27 protein-coding genes, 3 tRNA genes and 1 other RNA gene are annotated in these 24445 nt (G+C 32.9%); 14 read left to right on the top strand and 17 right to left on the bottom strand.

From position 1 onward, the window contains the following. Nucleotides 1-119: 119 nt before the first annotated feature. Both ACFSX9_RS04185 and ssrA read right to left on the bottom strand, forming a co-directional pair. Nucleotides 120-1343 (bottom strand): site-specific integrase, encoded by a 1224-nt coding sequence (locus tag ACFSX9_RS04185; protein WP_379804793.1) that lies wholly within the window; start codon nucleotides 1341-1343, stop codon nucleotides 120-122. Between the two features lie 249 nt (nucleotides 1344-1592). Beyond that, nucleotides 1593-1989: a transfer-messenger RNA gene (gene ssrA, locus ACFSX9_RS04180) on the bottom strand. Nucleotides 1990-2141: 152 nt separating this feature from the next. Between ssrA and ACFSX9_RS04175 the strand changes: the two genes are divergently transcribed. Continuing rightward, the gene (locus ACFSX9_RS04175) at nucleotides 2142-3344 is read left to right on the top strand and encodes an NAD(P)-dependent oxidoreductase (protein WP_379804791.1); all 1203 of its coding nucleotides are present in this window, start codon (nucleotides 2142-2144) and stop codon (nucleotides 3342-3344) included. Between the two features lie 197 nt (nucleotides 3345-3541). Further along, nucleotides 3542-5293, top strand: coding sequence for an MFS transporter (locus tag ACFSX9_RS04170; RefSeq protein WP_379804788.1), 1752 nt, complete (start codon nucleotides 3542-3544; stop codon nucleotides 5291-5293). A 220-nt stretch (nucleotides 5294-5513) separates the two neighbouring features. Here the strand turns inward: ACFSX9_RS04170 and ACFSX9_RS04165 are convergent, their stop codons facing one another. The 10 genes from ACFSX9_RS04165 to ACFSX9_RS04120 form a co-directional block, all read right to left on the bottom strand. After that, complete coding sequence (locus ACFSX9_RS04165; RefSeq protein ID WP_379804785.1) at nucleotides 5514-5957, bottom strand: sterol desaturase family protein; 444 nt, start codon at nucleotides 5955-5957, stop codon at nucleotides 5514-5516. 48 nt (nucleotides 5958-6005) lie between these two features. Next, the gene (locus tag ACFSX9_RS04160) at nucleotides 6006-6845 is read right to left on the bottom strand and encodes a phytoene/squalene synthase family protein (protein ID WP_379804783.1); all 840 of its coding nucleotides are present in this window, start codon (nucleotides 6843-6845) and stop codon (nucleotides 6006-6008) included. A gap of 2 nt (nucleotides 6846-6847) precedes the next feature. Beyond that, complete coding sequence (locus ACFSX9_RS04155) at nucleotides 6848-8308, bottom strand: phytoene desaturase family protein (protein ID WP_379804781.1); 1461 nt, start codon at nucleotides 8306-8308, stop codon at nucleotides 6848-6850. A gap of 56 nt (nucleotides 8309-8364) precedes the next feature. Then, a complete protein-coding gene (locus ACFSX9_RS04150) occupies nucleotides 8365-9264 on the bottom strand; it encodes a MerR family transcriptional regulator (RefSeq protein WP_379805388.1) in 900 nt (299 codons plus the stop codon). A 197-nt stretch (nucleotides 9265-9461) separates the two neighbouring features. After that, nucleotides 9462-9725, bottom strand: coding sequence for a T9SS type B sorting domain-containing protein (locus ACFSX9_RS04145; RefSeq protein WP_379804779.1), 264 nt, complete (start codon nucleotides 9723-9725; stop codon nucleotides 9462-9464). A 663-nt stretch (nucleotides 9726-10388) separates the two neighbouring features. Continuing rightward, complete coding sequence (locus ACFSX9_RS04140) at nucleotides 10389-10736, bottom strand: hypothetical protein (RefSeq protein ID WP_379804776.1); 348 nt, start codon at nucleotides 10734-10736, stop codon at nucleotides 10389-10391. Nucleotides 10737-11092: 356 nt separating this feature from the next. After that, on the bottom strand, nucleotides 11093-11587 hold the full coding sequence (locus ACFSX9_RS04135; protein WP_379804773.1) for a hypothetical protein: 495 nt from the start codon (nucleotides 11585-11587) through the stop codon (nucleotides 11093-11095). 198 nt (nucleotides 11588-11785) lie between these two features. Further along, a tRNA-Leu gene (locus ACFSX9_RS04130) sits at nucleotides 11786-11868 on the bottom strand. A gap of 43 nt (nucleotides 11869-11911) precedes the next feature. After that, a tRNA-Lys gene (locus ACFSX9_RS04125) sits at nucleotides 11912-11984 on the bottom strand. A gap of 26 nt (nucleotides 11985-12010) precedes the next feature. Further along, nucleotides 12011-12083 (bottom strand) — tRNA-Lys (locus tag ACFSX9_RS04120). A gap of 129 nt (nucleotides 12084-12212) precedes the next feature. Between ACFSX9_RS04120 and ACFSX9_RS04115 the strand changes: the two genes are divergently transcribed. Next, complete coding sequence (locus ACFSX9_RS04115; RefSeq protein ID WP_379804771.1) at nucleotides 12213-12728, top strand: shikimate kinase; 516 nt, start codon at nucleotides 12213-12215, stop codon at nucleotides 12726-12728. Here the strand turns inward: ACFSX9_RS04115 and ACFSX9_RS04110 are convergent. From ACFSX9_RS04110 to ACFSX9_RS04100, 3 genes are read right to left on the bottom strand one after another with little or no spacing between them, the layout of a single operon-like run. Further along, complete coding sequence (locus tag ACFSX9_RS04110; protein ID WP_379804769.1) at nucleotides 12720-13214, bottom strand: phosphoribosyltransferase family protein; 495 nt, start codon at nucleotides 13212-13214, stop codon at nucleotides 12720-12722. The two genes, ACFSX9_RS04115 and ACFSX9_RS04110, sit on opposite strands and share 9 nt — an antisense overlap. Before the next feature lie 8 nt (nucleotides 13215-13222). Continuing rightward, nucleotides 13223-13789 (bottom strand): methyltransferase, encoded by a 567-nt coding sequence (locus ACFSX9_RS04105; protein WP_379804767.1) that lies wholly within the window; start codon nucleotides 13787-13789, stop codon nucleotides 13223-13225. A gap of 1 nt (nucleotide 13790) precedes the next feature. Then, complete coding sequence (locus ACFSX9_RS04100; RefSeq protein ID WP_379804764.1) at nucleotides 13791-14186, bottom strand: RNA-binding S4 domain-containing protein; 396 nt, start codon at nucleotides 14184-14186, stop codon at nucleotides 13791-13793. Nucleotides 14187-14264: 78 nt separating this feature from the next. On the opposite strand from ACFSX9_RS04100, the gene ACFSX9_RS04095 reads away from it, so the two are divergent. From ACFSX9_RS04095 to ric, 10 genes are all read left to right on the top strand, one after another. Then, complete coding sequence (locus ACFSX9_RS04095; protein ID WP_379804762.1) at nucleotides 14265-15272, top strand: FKBP-type peptidyl-prolyl cis-trans isomerase; 1008 nt, start codon at nucleotides 14265-14267, stop codon at nucleotides 15270-15272. Nucleotides 15273-15491: 219 nt separating this feature from the next. Beyond that, a complete protein-coding gene (locus tag ACFSX9_RS04090) occupies nucleotides 15492-15926 on the top strand; it encodes an RrF2 family transcriptional regulator (protein WP_379804760.1) in 435 nt (144 codons plus the stop codon). Between the two features lie 49 nt (nucleotides 15927-15975). Beyond that, nucleotides 15976-17724: a cbb3-type cytochrome c oxidase subunit I gene (locus ACFSX9_RS04085; RefSeq protein WP_379804758.1), complete on the top strand. Its 1749-nt coding sequence runs from the start codon at nucleotides 15976-15978 to the stop codon at nucleotides 17722-17724. A 10-nt stretch (nucleotides 17725-17734) separates the two neighbouring features. Further along, entirely contained in the window at nucleotides 17735-18736 is a 1002-nt protein-coding gene (locus ACFSX9_RS04080) for a cbb3-type cytochrome c oxidase subunit II (protein ID WP_379804756.1), read from the top strand. Between the two features lie 12 nt (nucleotides 18737-18748). Then, entirely contained in the window at nucleotides 18749-18991 is a 243-nt protein-coding gene (locus tag ACFSX9_RS04075; protein ID WP_379804753.1) for a hexameric tyrosine-coordinated heme protein, read from the top strand. Further along, nucleotides 18981-19277, top strand: a complete 297-nt coding sequence (locus ACFSX9_RS04070; RefSeq protein WP_379804750.1) for a hypothetical protein — start codon at nucleotides 18981-18983, stop codon at nucleotides 19275-19277. Before ACFSX9_RS04075 ends, ACFSX9_RS04070 begins: the two co-directional genes overlap by 11 nt. After that, on the top strand, nucleotides 19253-19657 hold the full coding sequence (locus tag ACFSX9_RS04065; RefSeq protein ID WP_379804747.1) for a cytochrome C: 405 nt from the start codon (nucleotides 19253-19255) through the stop codon (nucleotides 19655-19657). Before ACFSX9_RS04070 ends, ACFSX9_RS04065 begins: the two co-directional genes overlap by 25 nt. Before the next feature lie 12 nt (nucleotides 19658-19669). Next, nucleotides 19670-20059 (top strand): group III truncated hemoglobin, encoded by a 390-nt coding sequence (locus ACFSX9_RS04060; protein ID WP_379804744.1) that lies wholly within the window; start codon nucleotides 19670-19672, stop codon nucleotides 20057-20059. After that, the gene (locus ACFSX9_RS04055) at nucleotides 20056-20493 is read left to right on the top strand and encodes a hypothetical protein (protein WP_379804741.1); all 438 of its coding nucleotides are present in this window, start codon (nucleotides 20056-20058) and stop codon (nucleotides 20491-20493) included. The genes ACFSX9_RS04060 and ACFSX9_RS04055 overlap by 4 nt, the downstream gene beginning before the upstream one ends. Before the next feature lie 12 nt (nucleotides 20494-20505). Next, nucleotides 20506-21231, top strand: coding sequence for an iron-sulfur cluster repair di-iron protein (gene ric / locus ACFSX9_RS04050; RefSeq protein WP_379804738.1), 726 nt, complete (start codon nucleotides 20506-20508; stop codon nucleotides 21229-21231). A 75-nt stretch (nucleotides 21232-21306) separates the two neighbouring features. On the opposite strand, the gene ACFSX9_RS04045 is transcribed toward ric, so the two are convergent. Then, nucleotides 21307-22260, bottom strand: a complete 954-nt coding sequence (locus tag ACFSX9_RS04045; protein WP_379804735.1) for a transketolase family protein — start codon at nucleotides 22258-22260, stop codon at nucleotides 21307-21309. A 4-nt stretch (nucleotides 22261-22264) separates the two neighbouring features. Next, on the bottom strand, nucleotides 22265-23110 hold the full coding sequence (locus ACFSX9_RS04040; protein ID WP_379804732.1) for a transketolase: 846 nt from the start codon (nucleotides 23108-23110) through the stop codon (nucleotides 22265-22267). Between the two features lie 175 nt (nucleotides 23111-23285). On the opposite strand from ACFSX9_RS04040, the gene tgt reads away from it, so the two are divergent. Continuing rightward, nucleotides 23286-24416, top strand: coding sequence for a tRNA guanosine(34) transglycosylase Tgt (gene tgt / locus ACFSX9_RS04035; protein WP_379804729.1), 1131 nt, complete (start codon nucleotides 23286-23288; stop codon nucleotides 24414-24416). Nucleotides 24417-24445 lie beyond the last annotated feature (29 nt).

Here is a 24445-nt window from a genome sequence, read left to right as displayed (position 1 = left end):
ACTAAAGTTGTAGTGTTCAATTCGGGAATTGAATAGGGCTTTTTAGTGCTACTTATTCCTTATAATTACTATTTTTTACTGGTAATCTTCGGTTCTTTTTCCGATATTATGTTTTTATTTTAGTAAGATTGATTTGATAGTTTTTGTTTTAAAATTATCATATCTTCACTCACCTTTCTATCAAGAATTTTCGCATATTGTTGCGTTGTTCTTAAGCTAGAGTGCCCAAGCATTTTACTAACACTTTCCATGGGAACACCATTTGCTAAAGTTACAGTTGTGGCGAAGGTGTGCCTTGAACTGTGAAATGTTAATTCTTTGTTTATACCACATATATCTGCAACTTCTTTCAAGTAACTATTCATCTTTTGGTTTGATAAAATGGGTAATAAGGCATTAGAAGTAACACACGTTAGGTTGGTTTTATATTTTTCAATTATTGCTTCTGCAATTGGCAGTAGGGGAATGTTTGAACGGACTTTAGTTTTTTGACGGTGTGTGAAAATCCATTTTGTTCCATCGATACCTATTGATATATTATCTGTCGTTAGCTTTAGAATGTCTATGTATGCTAACCCTGTAAAACAAGCAAATAAGTAGATGTCGCGCACTAGTTCAAGTCGTTTGATTACTAAGTTCTTATTATACATAATTTCTAATTCTTCTTTATTTAATATTTCTTTTTCTACAGGAGTGATTTTTGCCTTGTATTTTATCATTGGATTTCTTTCTATTAACTCGTTGTTGTAACAATCCTGGATTATTTTTCCAAAATTTCTAACATATTTTATAGTCGAATTATTATTGCAGTTTTTTACAGTTCTTAGAAAGAAATCAAAATCATTAATAAAAACAATATTTACTTTTTCAACATCAAAGTCTTTTGATTTGTGTTTTTTTATTAAAAATTCCTGGATATGTTTTAAGGTTGTTCTAAATTTTTTGAGCGTATTTATGGAGTATTGGTTTGGAATTAACGATTCCATTCGATCGTTATGTTGTTTAAATATTGAAATTAAAGTAGATAGTTCATTGTCTTTGCCCAAGAATGTATTTTTGAATTCATTAATTTCTACTTTATTATATTTAAGGATTAAGAATCGTTCGGTTTCATATACTTTAAATTTTAGATGATCAAGATGACTATTGATTAACCTAGCTTCCTCTGAATGACCTTTTATTCTTCCAGCTGTTGGAGACCATTTTGATTTATCAACATGTTTACCTGTAAGGATTTCTATTCTTTTACCACAAATAGTAATTCTTAGATATATTGGTATAAGACCATTTTTTAGTGCTCTTGAACTCTTTGCATGAAATAGGATAGAGATTTTGTTTGACATAGTCCGATGAATTAAATGATTACTAAATTTATGTTTTGATTTAGAATCACACAAGATGTTCATATTTTGGACTCCTTGTGTTCATAGGCTTTGAGAGTAAATTCGGGGACATTTTTATTAGATTTAAATTTGTCCCCGAATTCGTCCCCTTATAGCTTATGTTTAATCGTCAAATTTTGATAGCGTGTAAAAGCAAAAAGCCTATAAATCATAGGATTTATAGGCTTTTGATATACTTTGATAAGTAAAAAGTGGAGTCGCCGAGAATCGAACTCGGGTCCAAACAAGCAATCGAAGAGCTTTCTACACGCTTAGTTTCCTCTTGAATTTTCGACCAAAAGCAAGGCTGGAAACCGCCACTTTTAGCTTAGCTTTACCGGTTCAATACGGATTTAAAGCATTACCGTATCTAGGTTTACTTTTACGGTTCTCCAAATCCAACCGCCATAAACCAAGGCTTTTGTGGAGAATCCAGCTTTCCTATCTGATAGGAACTTGGCAAATCTTACTTTAATTCAGATTATGCAGCTAAAGCGTAATTATTTTCGCCGTTTATAGGTTTGTACATCTGGATTTACGAGCTAAATATACAACGCTCGACGTGCTTACTAACCAATTCCACTCGCTGTCAAAACCAGTCGACCCCAAATAGTAAAGTTAATTTCAATAGTTACCCATCAAAATGTGAGCCAAAAGTACTATGAAAAATCGAAATAAAAAAACGTTTGCAAAAACTCTTGCAAAAAGTTATATTTGTAACATAACTAGAAGGTTTAGTTATAATAAAAGAAAATGAATATGAAATTTGGAATCATCAAAGAGCGTAAAACCCCGCCAGACAGAAGAGTTGTTTTTACACCTGAAGAGTTAAAGCGTTTGCATTCAGAACATCCCGAAGCTCAAATAAAGGTAGAATCATCTGATATTAGAGTTTATGAAGACAGTCAATACACCGAAGCGGGTATTGAAGTTTCATCTGATATGACGGATTGCGACGTGCTTTTTGGTGTAAAAGAGGTGCCTATTGCTGCTTTGATTCCAAACAAAAAATATTTTTTCTTTTCGCACACCATCAAGAAACAACCTTACAATAGAGATCTATTGCGTGCTATTTTAGAGAAAAACATTGAATTGTATGATCACGAAACAATTGTAGATGCAAACAATAAAAGACTGATTGGTTTTGGAAGATACGCTGGAATTGTTGGTGCTTACAACGGAATTAGAGGTTTTGGAATTAAATATGATTTATTCGTATTACCAAAAGCAGAAACCTTAAATACAAAAGATGATTTAATTGCGCGCTTAAGACGTCAAACCTTGCCTAATATTAAGATTGTATTGACCGGACGAGGAAAAGTAGCAATGGGCTCGAAAGAAATACTAGACGGAATGAAGATTAAAGAAGTTGCTTTAGCGGATTTCTTAACTAAAAAATATTCTGAAGCAGTTTATACACAAATCGATACGTTAGACTACAACAAACGTAAAGATGGAAAAGAAGCTACTAAACAAGATTTTTATCAAAATCCAGAAGAATATGTTTCTGATTTTGAAAAATTCACAAAAGTTTCTGACATTTTTATGGCAGGTCATTTCCACGGAAACAATTCGCCTGACATTTTGACTAAAGATATGTTGCGCGCACCCGACAATAAAATTCAAGTTGTGGCTGATATATCATGTGATGTTGATGGTCCAATAGCTTGTACTACAAAAGCGTCTACGATTGCAGATCCGTTCTTTGGGTATTTACCAAGTGAACATAAAGAAGTATCCTATACACATCCAGCTTCAATTATGGTAATGTCAGTTGATAATTTGCCTTGCGAATTACCAAGAGATGCGAGCGAAGGTTTTGGAGAAACGTTTATGGAACACGTAATACCTGCTTTTTTCAACGACGATAAAGATGGGATTTTAGCGCGAGCTAAAATGACTGAAAACGGAAAATTAACACCTCGTTTTGCTTACCTACAAAATTATGTAGATGGAAAATAAGATGCAATAGCGAAAATGTGATATTCAAATCCCGATTTACGTCGGGATTTTTTTTTGCTTCTTCGTCGGTTCACTAAGGCTTAATTATTTTTGAAGCTAAAAATAGTTTAATTCTAATTTTCTAAAAGCCCGAATAAATGTATATTTAGCAATTATTTTAGATGAAATTCATTTGAACAAACGCTAATCCCTTAATTATGAGTGCAAGTCCAATTAAAACAAATTATCCAGCATTATACACGCTAATCACTGTGTTTTTCTTCTGGGGATTTATCGCTGCCGGAAACAGTATTTTTATTCCATTTTGTAAAAGCTATTTTTCATTGGACCAATTTCAATCGCAATTGGTTGATTTTGCTTTTTATACGGCTTATTATGTGGGTGCTTTGTTATTATTTGCATTGGGCGATCTGTCGGGTAAAGATATAGTAGGGAAGTGGGGCTATAAAAAAAGTATTGTTTATGGTTTATTGTTTTCAGCATTAGGAGCTGGCGCGATGATTATAGCGGTTGAAGCAAGTGTTTACACCGGTATGTTAGTGGGATTATTCATCGTAGCCTTAGGATTTTCATTGCAACAAACAGCTGCAAATCCATTCGCAATTTTATTAGGTGATCCAAAAACTGGAGCTAGTAGAGTAAATCTTGGTGGCGGCATTAATTCGTTTGGAACTACAATTGGACCAATAGTAGTAGCATTAGCTTTGTTCGGAACAGCGGAGTCGATCACAGATGACCAAATAAAAGCCTTAGAGTTAAGCAAAGTAGTGTTGTTATATATTTGTGTAGGTTTATTATTCGTGGGCGCTGCTGGTTTGTTTTACTTTTCTAAGAAAGTGCCAAGTGGCGTGGAGAACGAACCAATGGAAAAAGCAAATAAAGCCTTACGAACTTTGGTAGTAATGACGGTTTTATTAGCCGTGATGTTTACGCCAGTATTCCAGAGTTATAAAAGTGATGCTGCTTTAAAAATTGAAAAGTTAGAAACAGAAATTTCCTCATTCGAAGCAGCCGGTAAATTATTAGATCAGCCATTAGTTGATTTTAATAGCACAATTTTAACAAAGCAGGAAGAGGTAAGATCCCTAAAAGAACCGTTAGAACGAAGCAGAATGTATTGGCTTTCGGGAGCGTTATTGGTTGTTGTGGGAGGATTGATGTTTTCTTATACTGCTGCCAGAAAGAAGTCGGAAGGTTGGGGAGCAATGCAATATCCACAATTGGTTTTGGGAATGTTAGCGATTTTTACTTATGTTGGAGTTGAGGTTGCTATCGGAAGTAATTTAGGGGAATTATTGAAGTTAGATGAATTCGGAGGTTTACAATCGTCTGAAATTGCTCCTTATATTTCTATGTATTGGGGAAGTTTGATGATTGGACGTTGGGCCGGAGCTATCAGTGTTTTCAATCTGCAAGGAATGAAAAAGACGATTGCGTTAATTGTTGTTCCGTTAATTGCGTTTGGTGTTATTTTAGGCGTAAATATTATTTCAGGTAAAGATATGAAGCCTTTGTATTATTATATTGTTTGTGTAATTGTTCAAATTATAGCTTTCTTTTTTAGTAAAGATAAACCAGCTAGAACTTTAATTATATTCGGTGCTTTTGGTGTTACTGCCATGTTAATTGGTTTGTTTACAACAGGAACGACAGCGATTTATGCCTTTTTAGCTGGTGGATTAGCATGTAGTATTATGTGGCCTTCAATTTTTAGTTTGTCTATTATTGGTTTAGGGAAATATACTTCGCAAGGATCGGCTTTCTTGGTAATGATGATTTTAGGAGGAGGAATTATTCCACCAATTCAAGGTAAATTATCTGATATTATTGGTATTCATCAATCCTATATTATTGCAGTGGTTTGTTTCGCTTATTTAACGCTTTTTGCTGTTTTAGTAAAAGGAATTCTGAAAAAACAAAATATCGATGTGGATGCGATAGAAGCGTAATTAAAGTGTTAAGTACTTAGTATTGAGTTTTTATAAGATAAAAAAAACTCCTAATGAAATTAAATTTTCTTTCGGAGTTTTGCTTTTTATATAAATAGTTGGCTAATTAGCCCTGATGGAATTGTAAATCCTTGCCTTTTTTTGGCAAGATTGCAACGAACAGCAGGAATATGGAAACCAAAAAATGCGCAAGCCATTCGCTTCTAAAGTATATTAAAAGCTAATTTTTTAAATATTTCAAGGGAAATAATAACATGCCAAAACATTCGCCATGTTCTTTTCCAGTGTGTTTGTGATGCATTTTATGTGCTCTTCTTACGGCTCTAGAATAACGGCTGTTTGCATTTCTAAATAATTTAAAACGTTGGTGAATAAAAATATCGTGTACAAAGAAGTAGGCAATACCATAAGCTAAGATTCCTAAACCAATGGCTAATCCATAAATAAAGATGTCATATTGCCAAAGTAAGAAACAACCGATACTTACGAGTGCATAAATGATGAAAAAAGCATCGTTGCGCTCAAACCACGAGTCGTGATCCTTTTTATGATGATCTTCGTGCAAAACCCACAAAAAGCCGTGCATAATGTATTTGTGACTGAACCAAGCCATAAATTCCATGAAGCAAAAAGTTGTGATAAAAACTAAGAGATGTAACCACATAATAGTATAAATTTCAATAATTAAATTTGGACTTCAGTTTTATAATTTTTATAGAATATTCAAACGATAATTTAAATAGCATCTAGCTAATAAACTTGCTTTTTGATAATTTGGAACGCGAATTCGAGTGTTTTTGATTTCCAAAGATGGCGTTTTTTTCAATTTACTTAATAACTTTTTGTAGTAAATATAAGCTGTGTAAACACCAAATTTTGCTTCTAAGGGTAAATTCTGAATTCCTTCGAATCCGGCATCAAAGTCGGCCTGAATTTCGCCAATGATTTGTTGTTTGCTCGCTTCATCCAAACGCGTTAAATCGGTATTTGGGAAATAAGTTCTGCTTAAATCTTCGAAATCTGCTTTTAAATCGCGTAAGAAATTTACTTTTTGGAAAGCAGATCCCAAACGCATTGCGCTGTGTTTTAATTCTTCGTACTTAGCATCATCGCCATTTACGAAAACTTTTAAACACATTAAACCTACAACATCAGCCGAACCGTAAATGTATTCATTGTATTCTTCAACTGTAGTATAAACCGATTTTGAAAGATCTAATCGCATGCTTTTCATAAAAGAATTCACCATTTCCATAGGAATGTTGTATTTGTTTACGGTATGCTGAAAAGAATTCAAAATGGGATTTAGACTTATTTTCTGAGCTATTGCTAGACTTAGATCGTTTTCAAATTGTGAAAATAATGCTTCTTTATCATAATCATGAAAGCTATCTACGATTTCGTCTGCAAAGCGCACGAATCCATAAATATTATAGATGTCTTGGCGAATGCTAGGCGCTAACATTTTTACAGCCGACGAAAAAGAAGTGCTGTAAGCTTTTGTTACTTTTACGCTGCAATCGAAAGATACGTTGTCAAATATAGATTTCATAATTATTGGTACTTTTCTATTAAATCGGAAACTAATTTTCCCGAAATCAAAGCTGGAGGAACACCTGGTCCCGGCACAGTTAATTGTCCAGTAAAATAGAGGTTTTCTACTTTTTTACTTTTCAATTTAGGTCTTAAAAAGGCTGTTTGCAATAAGGTATTTGCCATACCATAAGCATTTCCTTGATATGAATTATAGTCTTTTTTAAAATCATTCACACAGAACGATTCTTTAAAGATAATATTATTTTTTACTTTTTGATTGGTAAGTTTCTCTAAACGCGTAATTATTTTCTCGAAGTAAAGTTCTCTTAGTTCTTGAGTGTCTTCTAATCCTGGTGCTAATGGAATTAAAAAGATTCCTGCTTCCTTGCCTTCTGGTGCCGAACTTGCATCTGTTTTAGATGGAAAACTCGCGTAAAACAATGGATTTTCTGGCCATTTTGGATTGTCATAAATTGCTTCGGCATGGACATCAAAATCTACATCAAAGAATAACGAATGATGTTCAACGTTGTCTATTTTTTTATCAAATCCAACATAAAATAGGAGAGAAGAAGGTGCAAATGTTTTCTTTTCCCAATAATTTTCAGAATACTGACGGAAGTTTTTGTCTAACAATGTCTCCGAATGATGGTAATCCGCGCCACTTAAAACTACATCAGCTGCAACGATTTTGTTATTCACTAAGATCCCAGAAGCTTTTCCGTTCGTAACGTCTATTTTTTCAACATTAGCATTGGTTTCGATTTTTACACCCAATTCTTTTGCTAAGGCTTCCATTGCTAAAACTACCGAGTACATTCCGTTTTTAGGATGCCAAGTTCCTAAACCAAAGTCGGCAAAGTTCATGAAGTTATAAAATGAAGGTGTATCGCTTGGTTTTGCTCCTAAAAACAAGACCGGAAACTCTAAAATCTGAACTAATTTTGTGTTTTTAAATCTTTTACGTACATCTTTTTTGATATTACTAAAAAACTGATTCACTTTCATGGCGGTTTCAACCGTAATTAATTCCAAAGGAGATTCTCCTGGACGATATACTAAATCTTTAATGGCAATATCATAATTACTTTTGGCTATAGCCATAAATTGCTCTAATTGCTGGCCACTACCTTTTTCAATTGTTTCAAATGTTGCTACAATTTCAGGTAAATTATCTGCAATCGTAACAAAATCTAATTCGCCAAAATACACTTGGTAAGCTGGTGAAAGTTTAATTAACTCGTAATAATCGGATGGTTTTTTATTGAAATCCCCAAAAAAACGTTCAAATACATCAGGCATCCAATACCATGTTGGACCAATGTCAAAGGTAAAACCCTCTTTTTTTAGTTGACGTGCTCTTCCTCCGATTGTTGCGTTTTTTTCGTAGATAGTTACTTCATTTCCAGCTTTAGCTAAATAGCAAGCAGCTGATAATGCAGAAAAACCTGAACCTATAATGGCTATTTTTTTATTCACGGGGTCTAATTTTGTTTTATAAAAATAATATTAAAGTTAAAAACACCAAAACTTATTTAAAAGCTTGCTGTTAATTCTTCTATACTATTAAAGATATGTATGTTTTCAAATTTTGTTTTATGCTCAATATACTCTGTCATTCTACCTAAAAGCAAAATTTCATGTTTGGTATTGTCTAATAGATTCGTCTGCAATTCGGTGATGTAATTATTTACTTCTTCCTGATTGGGTTCAACGGTTAAATAGCTTAAAAAAGTTATTTTTTCGAATGAATTCTTTAGGTCCATCAAACTAGTTGTTGGAATACTTTCGCCCAAATAAATAGTTTGGTAACCATTTAGTAGAATCTCATAATTTAGATACATTAATCCAAGTTCATGTATTTCATTTAAAGGTAAGAATAAAACAAATACTTTGTCTGTTTTTGTAGGTTCTAAAATCTGAACTTTCTCGGTATTGATCAATAATTTTTGTTTGATTAAATACGTAATGAAATGTTCATGAGCGGGAGTAATGGTTTCTGTTTGCCATAAGAATCCTAACTCTTGCATCAAAGGGATGAATACCGTGTAAAAAACTTCTCTAAATGTCTTTTCGTTTAACAGTTGATTATACGTCTGAAAAAACAAAGACTGATCGAAATTCATCATCGCCATTTTGAAAGTACTAATCGCATGATTTTTCGCACTTTTCTCAGAGATGATATCATTTGCTAACTTATTCATTTCTATTTGGTCTAAAGTCGCGATTTTCGAGATTTTATAACCATAGTTATGAAGCAGCACGATATTCAGCAATTTTTGCAAATTTCGGATGTCGTAAGAACGAATGTTGGTGTCAGAGCGCATTGGTTCTAAAACATTATATCTTTTTTCCCAAATACGAATCGTATGTGCCTTTATACCTGATAGGTTTTCTAAGTCCTTGATACTAAAAACATTCTTAACATTGTTCATCATTTCTTTATTTTGGTTAAACAAAAGTAATCAAAAAAAGAGACAAAACTAATTTTACGGTCAGAAATGTTTAATAATAAGTCGGAAAAGGTAAACAAAATAGGTTTTTGCTAATTTTTAAGGCTTAAAATAGGTAATATTGTTTAGTTACAATTTAAAAATAAAGTCACACTATAGGAGTAAGGAATAGATTTTGGTTATCTTTTCAAACTAAAATGTCCTTTAACAATTCTTCCATCTTCTAATTTTATAGAATACCAATAATCAGTCGACGGTAAAAGTTTTCCATTAAAATTTCCATCCCAACCTTCTTCGGTTGGATTAATTTGTTTCAGCAACTTTCCGTAACGATCAAAGTTATATATAATAGTATTTGCATTTAGTCTTGCATTGGCTCCTTTAATATTCCAAGTGTCGTTGAATCCATCTCCATTTGGAGTTAAATAATTCGCAACACCCAAAATGCTAACTTCTTTCGTTGTTATGCCACAACCATTTAAATCTTTTACAAAAATAGTGTAAACGCCAGCTTCTAGACGTAAAAATAATTGCTAGATTGATAATTCAAATTATCCATACTAAAAACATAATCTCCTAGACCTGAAACAAAAATAATAAGGGAATTGGCATTTAATAACTCGGCGATTTCTATATTGTTTATAGTGGCAATATCGGAAGCGGTAACATTAATTGTTCGGGTTCTACTGGAAACAATTGAATTAGATACTTGAAGCGAATAAGCGCCTTCATGTATCCACTAAAGTTGCACAGACCGTATTAGTTTGTATTGCACTACTTATTAATGCTACTGTACTGCGGTTTTTAAATCTAATAGCAGTACAACTTCCAAAATACCAACTATTAGCTTCTCCTTGTGAGTGTGAGGAAAAAAAATGTTAATAAACTATAAACTATAAAATTTTTCAAGATTTTCTTATATAAACTCCATATTACGAACCAGTCATCACTATTAAAATTTCCAAATCGAATTATACTTTGATTTTAATGAAGTAACTAGAAAATTACTTATCATTTTATGATATAATAAAGTTTCTGATTTTGTTCCATCATCAAAATATTTAATTAAAATAGCTATTAAACATTTCTTGTTTCTACATTCAAGGTTATAGATTATTCTCTATTCTTGCGTTTTCTACTTCTTCAACTATTTTTTCTCGATTTTTATTTGCTCCTATCACAAATAATATTCCAATAAAAAAAACAATACAGACAATAACCAAACCGCCTTTTCTGTCTTTTGTAAAATCTCTTCTTAAAAAATTTCGTGGTTTTATAAACAAGTAATAATTTAAAAACCATATAACAAACGTAAATGATAATATCCAAAATTTATAATTTGCACCCAGATTTACGGAAGTAGATACTTTAAAAAAGTAAATCGATTCCATAATTGCAAATAGAGTAAAGCACACAAAGAAAGTACTTGCTAATGAAGTAGAAATTAAAGACATTTTGTGCCCTTCTTTCGCAAAGTCTCTAAACACCCAATACAAACGAAATAGAAAATAATTATATTGCTTCATTTTTTAGTTTTTGAGGTACTGGAAACATTTGTTATTTTTGTTATGTAAGAGAAAGTGTAGAGTTCACATATTAAAAAAAAATCTAAATCAACTTTTGAACTAAAGTATAAGTGAGTTTGTTTTTTTTATATTATTTATAACAAATAAAAGGGTTGCTAGGAGAAGTTTTAAAAAGCAAATTATTATTTTATTGTTACATATTCTAAAAGTTTAACTGATAAAACTTTTACTAAAGGACACTCATTAGTATCATCATTCATACTATGAATAAGATAAACCTTGTTTTATTTATAAATATAAAACCAATTATAAGTTCCAAAATATACTTCTTCGTCAATTTTTTCAGTTTTTTTTCGTAATGCTATTAATTTCTCAATATTTTTTATACATATTTTTGCTTTATCTTCACTCTCAAAAAAAAACTCCAACAAATAGGTTTCACTTAAAAAAGTACCATTATTTAAATAACTGGAATATATTAATGCATTAAAATCTTCAAAAATAGTTGATTTTGTTTTTTTACAATAATTTTTTAATAAATAGGGTATTTGAGCCTTTGAAAAACCTTCATCCACTAATTGTAAATGTTTGTATTTATGTTCCGTCTTTACAATTTCTTTACATATTTCAATTTCTTTTATTTGTTTATTAATATCATAAACTATTGAATTTTCAAAATTAACATATAATTTATTACCACTAAATATTGTGTCTGTTTTTATTTGTGAATTTATACAAACTGAAAAAAAAAGAAAAAAAAGATTGAAAATTACTTTCATATTTTTTAGTTTTTGAGGTACTGGAAACATCTGTTATCTTTGTTATGTAACAGAAGGTGTAGAGTTCACATATTAAAAAAAAATCTAAATCAACTTTTGAACTAAAGTATAAGTCAGTTTGTTTTTTTTTTACAGAAAAGACAGGATTGATTTTGGTTCTATAAAGTTTCAGAACTATACTTAATTATGTACGAAAAGTGACCATGGAGGGATTTGAACCCTCACGCCCTTGCGAGCACCACCCCCTCAAGATGGCGAGTCTACCGTTTCTCCACATGGCCTTAAATGAAAAAAAGTTAAGCGAATGCTTAACTTTTTTTCTTGTGACCTGGCTGGGGTTCGAACCCAGGACCCCATCATTAAAAGTGATGTGCTCTACCAGCTGAGCTACCAAGTCGGTGCATTCAAAAAAACATAAAGTAGTGACCTGGCTGGGGTTCGAACCCAGGACCCCATCATTAAAAGTGATGTGCTCTACCAGCTGAGCTACCAAGTCATTTTCTTTCCTTGAATGCGGGTGCAAATATATAAACATTTATTTATTCTACAAGCATTATTTAGTTTAAATTTGTCTTTTTTTACGATTAATTTGTTAACTCTTTAATTTTTAGGAGATTATTTATTTATGAAAATAGTGTTATTAGGTTATATGGGAAGCGGAAAGAGCGCAATAGGTAGTTTATTGTCACAAAAACTACAAATCTCTTTTTATGATTTGGACAATGAAATTGAAAAAATAGAGCAAATTGCTATTTCAGAAATTTTCAAAACAAAGGGTGAAATATATTTTAGAAAGAAGGAAAATGAAGTTTTAAAGGCGATTTTAGCTTTAGAGCAAGATTTTGTTTTGAGTTTAGGAGGAGGAACACCTTGTTATTATAACAATATTGAGTTGCTAAAAGCGGCTGGTCTTTCATCTTATTATCTTAAAGCTACTACAGATACTTTAGTGAAGCGTTTAATGGATGAAAAAAATTCTCGTCCGTTATTGCATAACCAAGACGAGAATTCGTTAAAAGATTTTATAAACAAGCATTTGTTCGATCGCAATTATTATTATCATCAAGCCACTAAAATTGTGAATGTCGATGATAAAACAATAGAGGAGATTTCAAATGAGATTAGTGATGCGCTAACTTAGATAAGCATAAGAGTTATCGCCTTCAAAAACCACCTGAATATGTTCATGTAATGAAGTTGATAATGATATTCCTTTAAAGTCTGCTTTAACGGGATATTTTTTGTGATTTCTATCTACTAGAACAGCTGTCTTAAATTTGCTCAGCGGGACTTCTAAAAAGTGTTTTACACCGTATATTAGTGTTGTTCCTGAATTAAGCACATCGTCAATTAAAACCAGCCCCTTGTTTTGATACGCTTCTTTAGGTATAGAAGTTGTAATTGCTTCTTGCGGGTTTTGTTTGTTGATTTTAACTTCGCACAACGTAATTTTTAAATCCGAAATTTCGTTTAATTCTTTTGCAATCTTTTCGGCAAAAGTATAGCCGTTGCTTGCAATTCCTGCTAAAATTACTTCTTCTTCATTGATGAAGGTCTCATAAATTTGGTAGGCAATTCGCTTGGTTTTATGTGATATTTCTTTGTGTGTTAATATTATGTTTTCCATTTGTGTTGTTATTTGGAGTCAAAGATAAAAAACAGTTCTTTGTTTTGTCGTGGTTTAATTGAATTATGTGCTCTTTCTAAAACCCGAATTTTGAATTTAGGCGAAAACAGGTCTAGATATTCATCTTCTGAACCTCCAAACGGTGGTCCTTCCGCTGTTAAAGGGAAATCGAACAACAACCCAACTATCTTTCCATGCGGAGCTAGAATTTCTTGCATTTTTTCGGCATATTCACTTCTTAGTTTTGGAGGCAAAGCGCAAAAAAATGTTTGTTCGATAACTAAATCAAATTTTTCATCCAAATTAAAGAAGTCATCATGAATTAAGTTCGATTTAAATTCAGGGTTTCTTTGAGCAATAGTTTGAAGGGGTGAAGGAGCAATGTCAATCACATGAACATTTTTAAAACCATTGTTAACCAAATAATCAAATTCATGGCCATTACCAGCGCCAGGAATCAGAATTTTTAGTTCTTTGTTTTTTATTTGGTCAATATAATCTTTCAAAGGTGTTGTAATCGCACCTGCATCCCAGCCCGTTTCTCCCTTTTGATAGCGTTCTTCCCAGTAATTCATTTTATTCTTTTTCTTTATCTTCCGTTTCGTCGGATTCCCAAAGATAATCATCTATTTCTCGACGTTCTTTTTTAGTTGGTCTTCCCGTGCCGTTAGCTCTATAATGTTCTTTCGAAAGTTTTAATAATTCCAAATGTTCGAAGGCTTCTTTAGGTGTTTCATCTTTTCTGTACATGTCAACTAACTTGGCTCCTAATCTGTTCAATGGAATTTCTAAAACCGTTAGTTTGTAGTTGATTTGGTCTTTTCTTAGGGTTATTTTATCCGACGGAAATACTTCGCGAGAAGCTTTCGCAACCTGACCGTTTACTGTAAAATGTCCTTTTTTTGCAGCTTCTGTAGCGATACTTCTCGTTTTGTAGTAACGGATGCACCATAAATATTTATCAATTCTCATATTATTTCTAAAATCCGTGTTAATATATCTACAAAAATAAATGAAAATTGTATCTTGCGCCCTATAAATTTTATAATAATGAAAAGTGTTTTTAAAATAGCTCTATTAGTTGTAGGAATTACAACTTTATTCTCTTGTAATAAGTCGGATGATGTTTCTATTACTCCACCTAGACCTTATAGTGAAGTTTATGAGGAAGATAAAATAAAAATTAAAGACTTTTTAGACACTCATTATGTCACTGTAGATGCTGATTTCAATACTACTTTTACGCAAATTCCTGCAGGCGGTACGCAACAATCAATTTTTGAAATGCCAGAGTTGGAATTTAAAGATGTTGAAGCGAACGATATAACTTACAGATTGTATTATTTAAAATTAAGAGAAGGTTCTGGAGTAAATCCTACACGTGTTGATTCTGCGTTTGTATCTTATAAAGGAAATACTTTTATGAAAACTACTGCTGCAGGTGTTGATACTTATACACAAAATGTATTTGAGTTCGCACAATCTCCAGAGTGGGAGACTTTGGATGGTGTAATAAGAGGTTGGGGAGAAATTATTCCGGAATTCAAAACAGGAACTTATACTTCTAACAGTGACGGTACAATTTCTTTTGATGATTATGGGGCAGGAGTTATGTTTATTCCGTCTGGTCTAGGATATTTTAATCTTCCTAGACCAAGTATTCCGGTCTATGCACCTTTAATATTTAACTTTAAGTTATACAATCAAAGATATAGAGATCACGATGGTGATGGAATATTGTCTAAAGATGAATATGGAGATTTTAATGGGATAGCAACGGATACAGACGGAGATGGAATTCCGGATTACTTAGATCCAGATGATGATGGTGATGGATATTTAACAAAATTTGAAATTAGAAAGCCTTTGCCGTTATTAACAGGTCAAGGAACAAGTTTAATATACCCATTTAATCCTATTGTAGATGATCCATTGACTACAGGAGTTGATGAATCAGAACCAAAAGGAATTCCAGATGCTTCGGGAGATGGAACTACTCCAACAAGGTTGAGACGTCATCTTGATAGAAATGCGAAGCCACCTTATAATAATTATTAACGGAGGTTATATATAAATATAAATCCCAAATTCAATTTGATTGAATTTGGGATTTTTTTTGCTTTAAACTGAATTAAATATTTTTTTGTCAGGCTATTAATGATTTATATTTTTTGATATTCATTGAGATTCTTTAATTAGAATCACCAAAAAATAATAGTGGATAGTTTTGTCCATTATTAAAAAATTATTTATCTTTGTGCCATAGAAAAAATCTTTATGTTTTCAAAAGCTTGTGAATACGGTATTAAAGCATCTATTTATATTGCGGAACAATCGCAGTTGGATAGGAAAGTGGGCCTGAAAGAGGTTTCGGATGCTATAGAATCGCCTGCCGCTTATACTTCAAAGATATTACAATTGCTATCGCGCCGTGCTATTATAAAGTCGGATAAAGGGCCAACAGGTGGTTTTTCAATGGACAAAAATGATTTTGATAATATAAAGCTGTGTACAATTGTTGAGGCTATAGATGGAAATGATATTTACATAGGTTGCGGCTTAGGATTGAGTAATTGCAATGAAAGGCAACCGTGCCCACTACACAATCAATTTAAGTCGATAAGAAATGAACTTAAAATGATGCTTGAAAACACCACAATAAAATCATTAGCGGAAGATTTCGAGAAAGGCTTAACATTTTTAAAACGATAAAAAAATTTAATTAAATAGAGGATAAAAACATCCAACATAAATATAGTAAATGGAAAATAAAAACATATTTGGCGAGTCGGGAATAATCATTACACTTTTTCTTATTTTAATACCAGTCTTAATTGCAACTGTTATCGTTGTATTAAAAGCATCTTATATATTTAAGAGATATCTAAAGAAAAAAGAAATTGAAAAATTTAATGCTTACTTAAAAGAATTAAATCCTGAAGAAATTATAAAATTAGAGCAACGCAAAAAAGAATTGGAATTTGCACTAAGCAATAATGAATTGGCTGGAAATGCAACTCCTGAAGATCCTAAAGGATTGATAAATAATGTTGCTGAAGTGGAAAGCTTCCGTTTCATCGAACAAAAGAAAAAAGGGCAAGCTCGTCCTTATGTTGAACCAGAGTTAACAAATCTTATTTTATGGTACTTAGGTTGTGCTACTTTTTGGTTGCTTCTAGGAACTACAATAGGTGAATACTTGGGTATAAAATTCGTGGCTCCAGATGTTGATCAGATCAGCTGGTTGAGTTTCGGTAGACTTAGACCCGTTCACACAAATGCAGTATTTTGGGGTTGGGCTTCTCTGGCCATGATGGGTTTAGCTTATTATGTTGTGCCTAGAGTTAGTAATGTTCCTATTGCATGTATTAAAACTGGTTACCGTTCTCTTATCTTGATTAATCTTTCTGTCGTTATTGGAAGTATTTGTCTAATGGCAGGAATTAATAATGGTGGTGGGGAATATAGAGAATACATTTGGCCTGTAATGGCATTATTCGGAATTGGGATAATCATTTCATTAGTCAATTTTATAAAAACAATCGCTAGAAAAACAACTAAGGAGATTTATGTATCAAATTGGTATATTATTGCCTCAATGATGTTTTTATTAGTTATTGCTATTGTAGCCTACTGGCCAACTTGGCAAAATGGATTAGGTGAAACGATTGTTCAAGGTTATTATATGCATCAAGGTGTAGGAATGTGGTTTATGCTTTTTACGCTAGGTTTGATGTATTATTTCTTACCACAACAATTAAATAAACCAATATACTCTTATAGCTTAGGTATTTTAGCTTTCTGGACTCAAATTCTATTTTATACATTAATTGGAACACATCACTTTATTTTTAGTGCAATTCCTTGGTGGCTTCAAACTGTTGCTATTGTAGGAAGTGTGGGAATGGTAATTCCAGTAATTGCGGGAACAACTAACTTCTTAATGACTTTTAAAGGTTCTTGGCATAAGCTTTCAAGCAGTTATACGCTTCCTTTTTACTTAATTGGAATCATATTTTACTTTACAGGTTCATTACAAGGAACAGCAGAAGCATTTCGATTTACAAATTTAGTGTGGCATTTTACCGATTTTACAGTAGCACATTCACACTTAACAATGTACGGAATTATCTGTTTTATGCTTTGGGGATTCATTTATACACTTGTTCCAAGATTAACTGGAAAAGAACCTTCACAAGTATTAGTAGGTGCTCATTTCTGGTTGGCATTAATTGGATTGTTGTTTTATACGTTCCCGCTAATGTACGGTTCAACACTTAGAGGTTTAATGTGGATGGAGGGAAAACCTTTTATTGATAGTGTAGAATTAATGGCTCCTTACTGGTTGTGGCGCGCTATAGGTGGTTCTTTAATGTGGTTATCTCATATTTTATTTGCCTATAATTTTTATGTAATGGTAAGAAGAAAGTTAGAAATAGTGATACCAACAGCACCAAGCGATATTTTAAGAGCAAAACAAGAATTCGACAATCAAGATCTAACTAAATAATATACACCACATGGATTTTTTCGATAATCATAAAAAACTTTTCTCAGCAGCTTTGGCTTTATTTGTGGTATTGACGCTTTTTGTCGCGATCATTCCTGCAATTAACAATCAATTGGATAATGCAACATTACCTAATTACGAACCTTTAACGGAACAAGCACATCAAGGAAAATTAAGTTATATCAGCAACGGTTGTGTTGCTTGTCATACCCAGCAAGTACGAAATGTAGATATGGACAAAGTATGGGGAAGCAGACCAGGAATTGCTTCTGATTATGCTGCCATGACACGAACAGATTTCTGGAGAAATACAGCTACTCTAATGGGAACGGAAAGAACTGGACCAGATTTAACTAATATTGGAGCGCGTCAACCAAGTATGGCGTGGAATTTATTACATCTTTATCAACCAAGAGCAGTTGTAGATAAATCAATAATGCCAGCTTATCCGTGGCTTTTTGAAGTCAAAGATAAAGTAGGTAAAGATGAGGTTGAAGTTATTGTTCCAGATGAATTTCGTAAAGGAATAACTGGTAAAATAGTTGCTAAAAAAGAAGCTATTGAATTAGTTACTTATTTACAGAGTTTAAAACAAACGCCTTTACCAGACGGAAAAGCACCAATGGAATTCTTATATAAGAAAAAAGAAACACCCGTTGCATCAAGTGGAGCAGAAGCAAATCTTCCGGATGGTGGAATGCTTTACACTCAAAATTGTGCAGCATGTCATCAAGCAAATGGTGAAGGATTAAAAGGTGCATTTCCACCATTGAAAGGAAGTTCAATAGTCTTAGGCGATAATTTAGAATTATATGTAGACATTATTATGAAAGGATATGACGCAAATCCTGAATATGCGGTTATGAATGCCGTGGGAACAGATAATAATTTAACGCCAGAAGAAGTAACTGCAATAATCAATCACGAGAAAACGAGTTGGGGAAATGATGCCAAAAAGGTTACGGTTGAAGAAGTGAAAAAATTGATGGATTTAATTAAAAATAACCAATAAAAAGATACAGATATGTCAAATACAGAAATATGGTTGCCAAGTTTAATTACTAAAACACCACAGGAAGGAAGAGCTTTAGCTATTACGATGGCTCGAAAAACTATTGGAGCAATCCAAACTGATCCAGAAAAGCGCAAACAAATGCGACCTGAATATGCAGATGATACTGCCCAATTGATTAGCTCTGCTCAGGTTGTAGCGATTGAATTTCAAACCATTGCAAAAGCAAATAAATATTGGAGAAATGAAAAATAAGATAAAATATTTTTTCTTCTTACTACTTTTCTTTGCCAATCAAATTATTTGGGCTTGTCCTGCCTGTGAAAAACAGCAACCAAAAATTACGCAAGGTTTAACGCATGGCGGTGGTCCAAATAGCAATTGGGATTGGGTAATTATTGCAATAATTGCAGCAATAACGGTTCTAACATTTATTTTTTCATTAAAATATTTGATTAAACCGGGCGAAAAAAATGATGATCATATTAAAGTTTCCATCTTAAACTATGAAATACAATGCAAGAAGATAAAAGTAAAATAGCACTATTTGTGGACGATGATTTACAACCGATCGCTGAATTGGTGGCTCCTGTACAATTTGAATTGGACACAACAAAACTGACTGACGGAGAACACACCCTAAAAATGGTAAGTAAATCGCCATCTGGAAGAGAAGGAATTCGAAAAATAAAATTTATAGTTCGAAACGGTCCAGCAATTTCAATTGAAGGGATTTCAGACAATTCAATTGTTGACGGTGTTGTGCCCTTAATGATTAATGCTTATGATAAAGGAAATAAGAATAATTTTATAATTGAAGGAAGTGAAACGCCTCAAAGTGTTCCTAGTTGGTTGTGGATTATACTAATAGCCTTTTTTGGATGGGCCATATATTATTTAGTAACCTACAGTAGTATTTAGAAAAAGCAAGAAATGAAAGAGGATATTAAGAACCTAGCAGATGTAAAACTTTTAGTAGATAGTTTTTACGGAAAAATTCGGGAAGACGAAGCACTGAAAGATATTTTTAATAATAAAATAGGAGATCGCTGGCCGGAGCATCTTCAAAAAATGTATAACTTCTGGCAAACCGTATTGTTAGAAGAGCATACGTATTACGGAAGTCCGTTTATGCCTCATGCTAAACTTCCTGTAAATCTTGAACATTTTGAAAGATGGTTAGCGCTGTTTTATACCACTGTGGATGATTTATTTGAAGGAGAGAAAGCAGAACAAGCAAAATGGCAAGGACAAAGAATGGCAGAAATGTTTCATTCGAAAATAGAATATCACAGAATTAATGATTCCACACCTTTAATATGAAGTCAACAAAATATCAAATAGCAATTATAAGCACGTTCCTTTGGATAGGATTTGTCTGTGCCATTAGTTTTATGGAAGCTTGGTTGAAATTTCGTGCGCCTGGAGTTACATTACCCATAGGGTTAGGAATTGGAAGATTGGTTTTTGGTGCATTAAACCTAATGGAATGGATATTTGCCATTGTAATTATCAGCAATTTATTCTTCGCAAAGACAAAATTATTAACACCTCAAAACACACTTTATTTTTTCCCGCTTTTAATGTTATTGTTAGAAACATTTTGGGTTTTACCCACATTAGACAATAGAGCAGAATTATACATTCAGGGCGAAACTTTAGCAGCATCTAACCTTCATTTTTATTACGTAGGAATGGAAGTAGTAAAAGTAGTGCTGTTAACTATTTTCGGAATTAAATTATTTAGTAAACAATAAACAAAATATATAATGAATATTCAAGAAGATCAAATCATCGGAGAATTGGTAGCGAACGACTACCGCACAGCATCAGTTTTTAAAAAATATAATATCGATTTTTGCTGTCAAGGAAACAGAACCATTAACGACGCTTGTGAAGCTAAAGAAATTGACGGTAAATTAGTTGTAGCTGATTTAAATGCGCTATTGCAATCGCAAGAAGCGGGTTCAATAGATTATCAGAGTTGGCCATTAGATTTATTAGCAGAATACATTGAGAAAAAACACCACCGCTATGTGGAAGAAAAAACACTAGAAATTAAACCTTATTTAGAGAAAATCGCTCGTGTTCACGGAGGTCGTCATCCAGAATTATTGGAAATTAATGAACATTTCAATGCCACTGCTGGTGAATTAGCGATGCATATGAAAAAAGAAGAACTAATGGTTTTTCCGTTCATTAAAAAAATGGTAAAAGCTAAGGAAGAGGGAACAAAAGTAGCTGCTCCAAATTTCGAATCGATTCAGTTTCCTATTCAAGCGATGATGAATGAACATACTAATGAAGGGGATCGTTTCCGCTTAATAGAAGAATTAAGTAATAATTATACAACGCCAGAAGATGGTTGTAATACCTATAAAGTGACTTTTGCTTTATTGAAAGAATTTGAACAAGATTTACATTTACACATTCATTTAGAGAATAATATTTTATTCCCAAAAGCAATTGAATTAGAAAAAGAATTTTTTAGCTAGAATAGACAAAATAACAATAAATAAAGCCGTTTCAAAAAGTATTGAAACGGCTTTTATATTTTAAGAAAAATCTAATTATTTTCTTTTGATCACTCTTTCTACTGCTTCAACAATTGCCTGATTGTTTAGCTTATATTTTTCCATCAATTGATCTGGAGTTCCGCTTTCACCAAAACTATCGTTTACAGCTACAAATTCTTGCGGCACCAAGTGGTTTAAAACTAGAGTTCTTGAAACACTTTCTCCTAATCCACCAATAATATTATGTTCTTCCGCAGTAACGATGCAACCTGTTTTCTTAACAGATTTTAAAATCGCTTCTTCGTCTAAAGGCTTAATTGTGTGAATGTTTATTACTTCAGCCGAAATTCCTTTTGCTTCTAAAGTTGCAGCAGCAACTAATGCTTCCCAAACTAAATGTCCGGTTGCAACGATAGTTACGTCTGTTCCTTCAGTTAATTGAATTGCTTTTCCAATTACAAATGGTTCATCTGCTGGCATAAAGTTAGGCACAACAGGACGTCCAAAACGCAAGTAAACTGGACCTTGATGATCAGCTAAAGCTAAAGTAGCTGCTTTAGTTTGATTGTAGTCACAAGTGTTAATTACAGTCATTCCTGGCAACATCTTCATTAAACCGATGTCTTCTAATATTTGATGCGTTGCGCCGTCTTCACCAAGTGTTAAACCTGCGTGAGAAGCACATATTTTTACGTTCTTTTCTGAATACGCAACCGATTGACGAATTTGATCGTAAACTCTTCCAGTGGAAAAGTTAGCGAATGTTCCTGTGAAAGGAATTTTTCCACCAATCGTTAATCCTGCTGCAATTCCAATCATATTTGCTTCTGCAATTCCGATTTGGAAAAAACGTTCTGGATGATTCTTTTTAAAATCATCAAATTTTAAGGATCCTATTAAATCCGCACAAAGTGCTACTACATTTTCATTTTTTTGACCTAATTCTGTCATTCCAGCTCCAAAACCTGAACGGGTATCTTTGCTTCCTGTGTTTGTATATTTTTTCATAATTCTAGTAGTCTCCTAAAGTTTCAACATTTTTTTCTAACGCATTAGCTAACTGCTCATCATTTGGCGCTTTTCCGTGCCAAGAATGTGTGTGCATCATAAAGTCAACACCATTACCCATTTCAGTATGTAATAGAATACAAACAGGTTTTCCTTTTCCTGTTCTTGATTTGGCGTCTAATAAACCGGCTTTTACAGCTTCAATATCATTTCCTTTTACAACGTCTAAAACATCCCAGTCAAAAGCTTCAAATTTAGCTCTTATGCTTCCCATTGCAAGAACTTCGTCTGTAGGACCATCAATTTGTTTTCCATTTAAGTCAATAGTAGCAATTAAATTATCTACTTTTTTAGCAGATGCATACATAATCGCTTCCCAGTTTTGACCTTCTTGTAATTCTCCATCACCTAAAAGTGCAAAAACTAAATTTGAATCTTTGTTCAATTTTTTAGCTTGAGCAGCTCCAATTGCAACTGACAAACCTTGACCTAATGAACCCGATGCCATTCTTATCCCTGGTAAACCATCATGCGTTGTAGGATGTCCTTGAAGACGTGAGTTTATTTTTCTAAAAGTAACTAATTCTGCTACTGGAAAATAACCACTTCTTGCTAAAACACTATAAAATACAGGCGAAATATGTCCGTTTGATAAAAAGAATAAATCTTCATCAGCACCATTCATATCAAAACCTTCTTTGCGTTTCATAACGTCTTGGTAAAGTGTTACCAAAAATTCTGCACAGCCTAAAGAACCTCCAGGATGACCCGAATTTACGGCGTGAACCATACGAAGAATATCTCTTCGAACTTGTGTTGTAAAATCTTGTAGTTGTTGTGTGTTAGACATTTTATTATGATAAATATTATACGATGTAAAAGTAATTTTATTTTCTTGGTACCACAAATCATTTTAGAATAAGTTATCATAATTAGGTGTTAATCATAAATAATTCAAAATTCTAATTCCTTAATTCTAAAATAAATTATCTTTGCCCGTTGAACCATCAGGATAAAAGCATAATATGAAGTTTGATTTAATTACCAAAGACCCACAAAGCCAAGCAAGAGCAGGAAAATTAACTACCGATCACGGAGTAATTGAAACGCCAATTTTTATGCCTGTTGGAACCGTAGGAACTGTAAAAGGAGTACACCAACGCGAATTAAAAAATGATATCAATCCAGATGTCATTCTTGGAAATACATACCATTTATATTTAAGACCTCAAACTAAGATATTAGAAGCAGCTGGAGGATTGCATAAATTCATGAATTGGGATAGAAATATTCTTACCGATTCTGGAGGATATCAAGTGTATTCACTTTCAGCAAATCGTAAAATTAAAGAAGAAGGTGTGAAATTTAAATCGCATATTGATGGTTCTTATCATTTCTTTTCACCTGAAAATGTGATGGAAATTCAAAGAACTATTGGTGCGGATATTATCATGGCTTTTGATGAATGTACGCCTTATCCATGTGATTATCGCTACGCAAAACGTTCGATGCACATGACACACCGTTGGCTAGATCGATGCATCAATCATTTAGAAACTTTACCATTTAAATATGGTTACGAACAAACTTTTTTTCCAATTGTTCAAGGAAGTACATATAAAGATTTGCGCCAACAATCGGCAGAATATATTGCTAATGCTGGTGCGCAAGGGAATGCTATTGGTGGACTTTCAGTAGGAGAACCAGCAGAAGAAATGTACGCAATGACAGAAATAGTTACTGCTATTTTACCAGAAGACAAACCAAGATATTTAATGGGTGTAGGAACGCCAATTAACATTTTAGAAAATATTGCTTTAGGAATTGATATGTTTGATTGCGTAATGCCAACACGTAACGCAAGAAACGGAATGTTGTTTACAGCACACGGTTCAATCAATATCAAAAACAAGAAATGGGAGGCTGATTTCTCTCCTATTGATGAAATGGGACATACTTGGGTAGATACAGAATATTCTAAAGCCTATTTAAGACACTTGTTTGCAGCTAATGAATTTTTAGGAAAACAAATTGCAACTATCCATAACTTAGGTTTTTACATGTGGCTTGTCCGTGAGGCGAGAAGACAAATTCTTGCTGGAACATTTAGAGCTTGGAAAGACAAAATGGTAGTTCAAATGGATCAACGACTATAAAATTAGGATATAGAATTAGAAAAGTAGTA

Origin of the sequence: Flavobacterium ardleyense (assembly GCF_042686085.1) — a bacterium.
GTDB lineage: Bacteria > Bacteroidota > Bacteroidia > Flavobacteriales > Flavobacteriaceae > Flavobacterium > Flavobacterium ardleyense.
The sequence above is the reverse complement of the archived record's forward strand: the minus strand, read 5'-3'. Positions and strand labels throughout refer to the sequence as shown.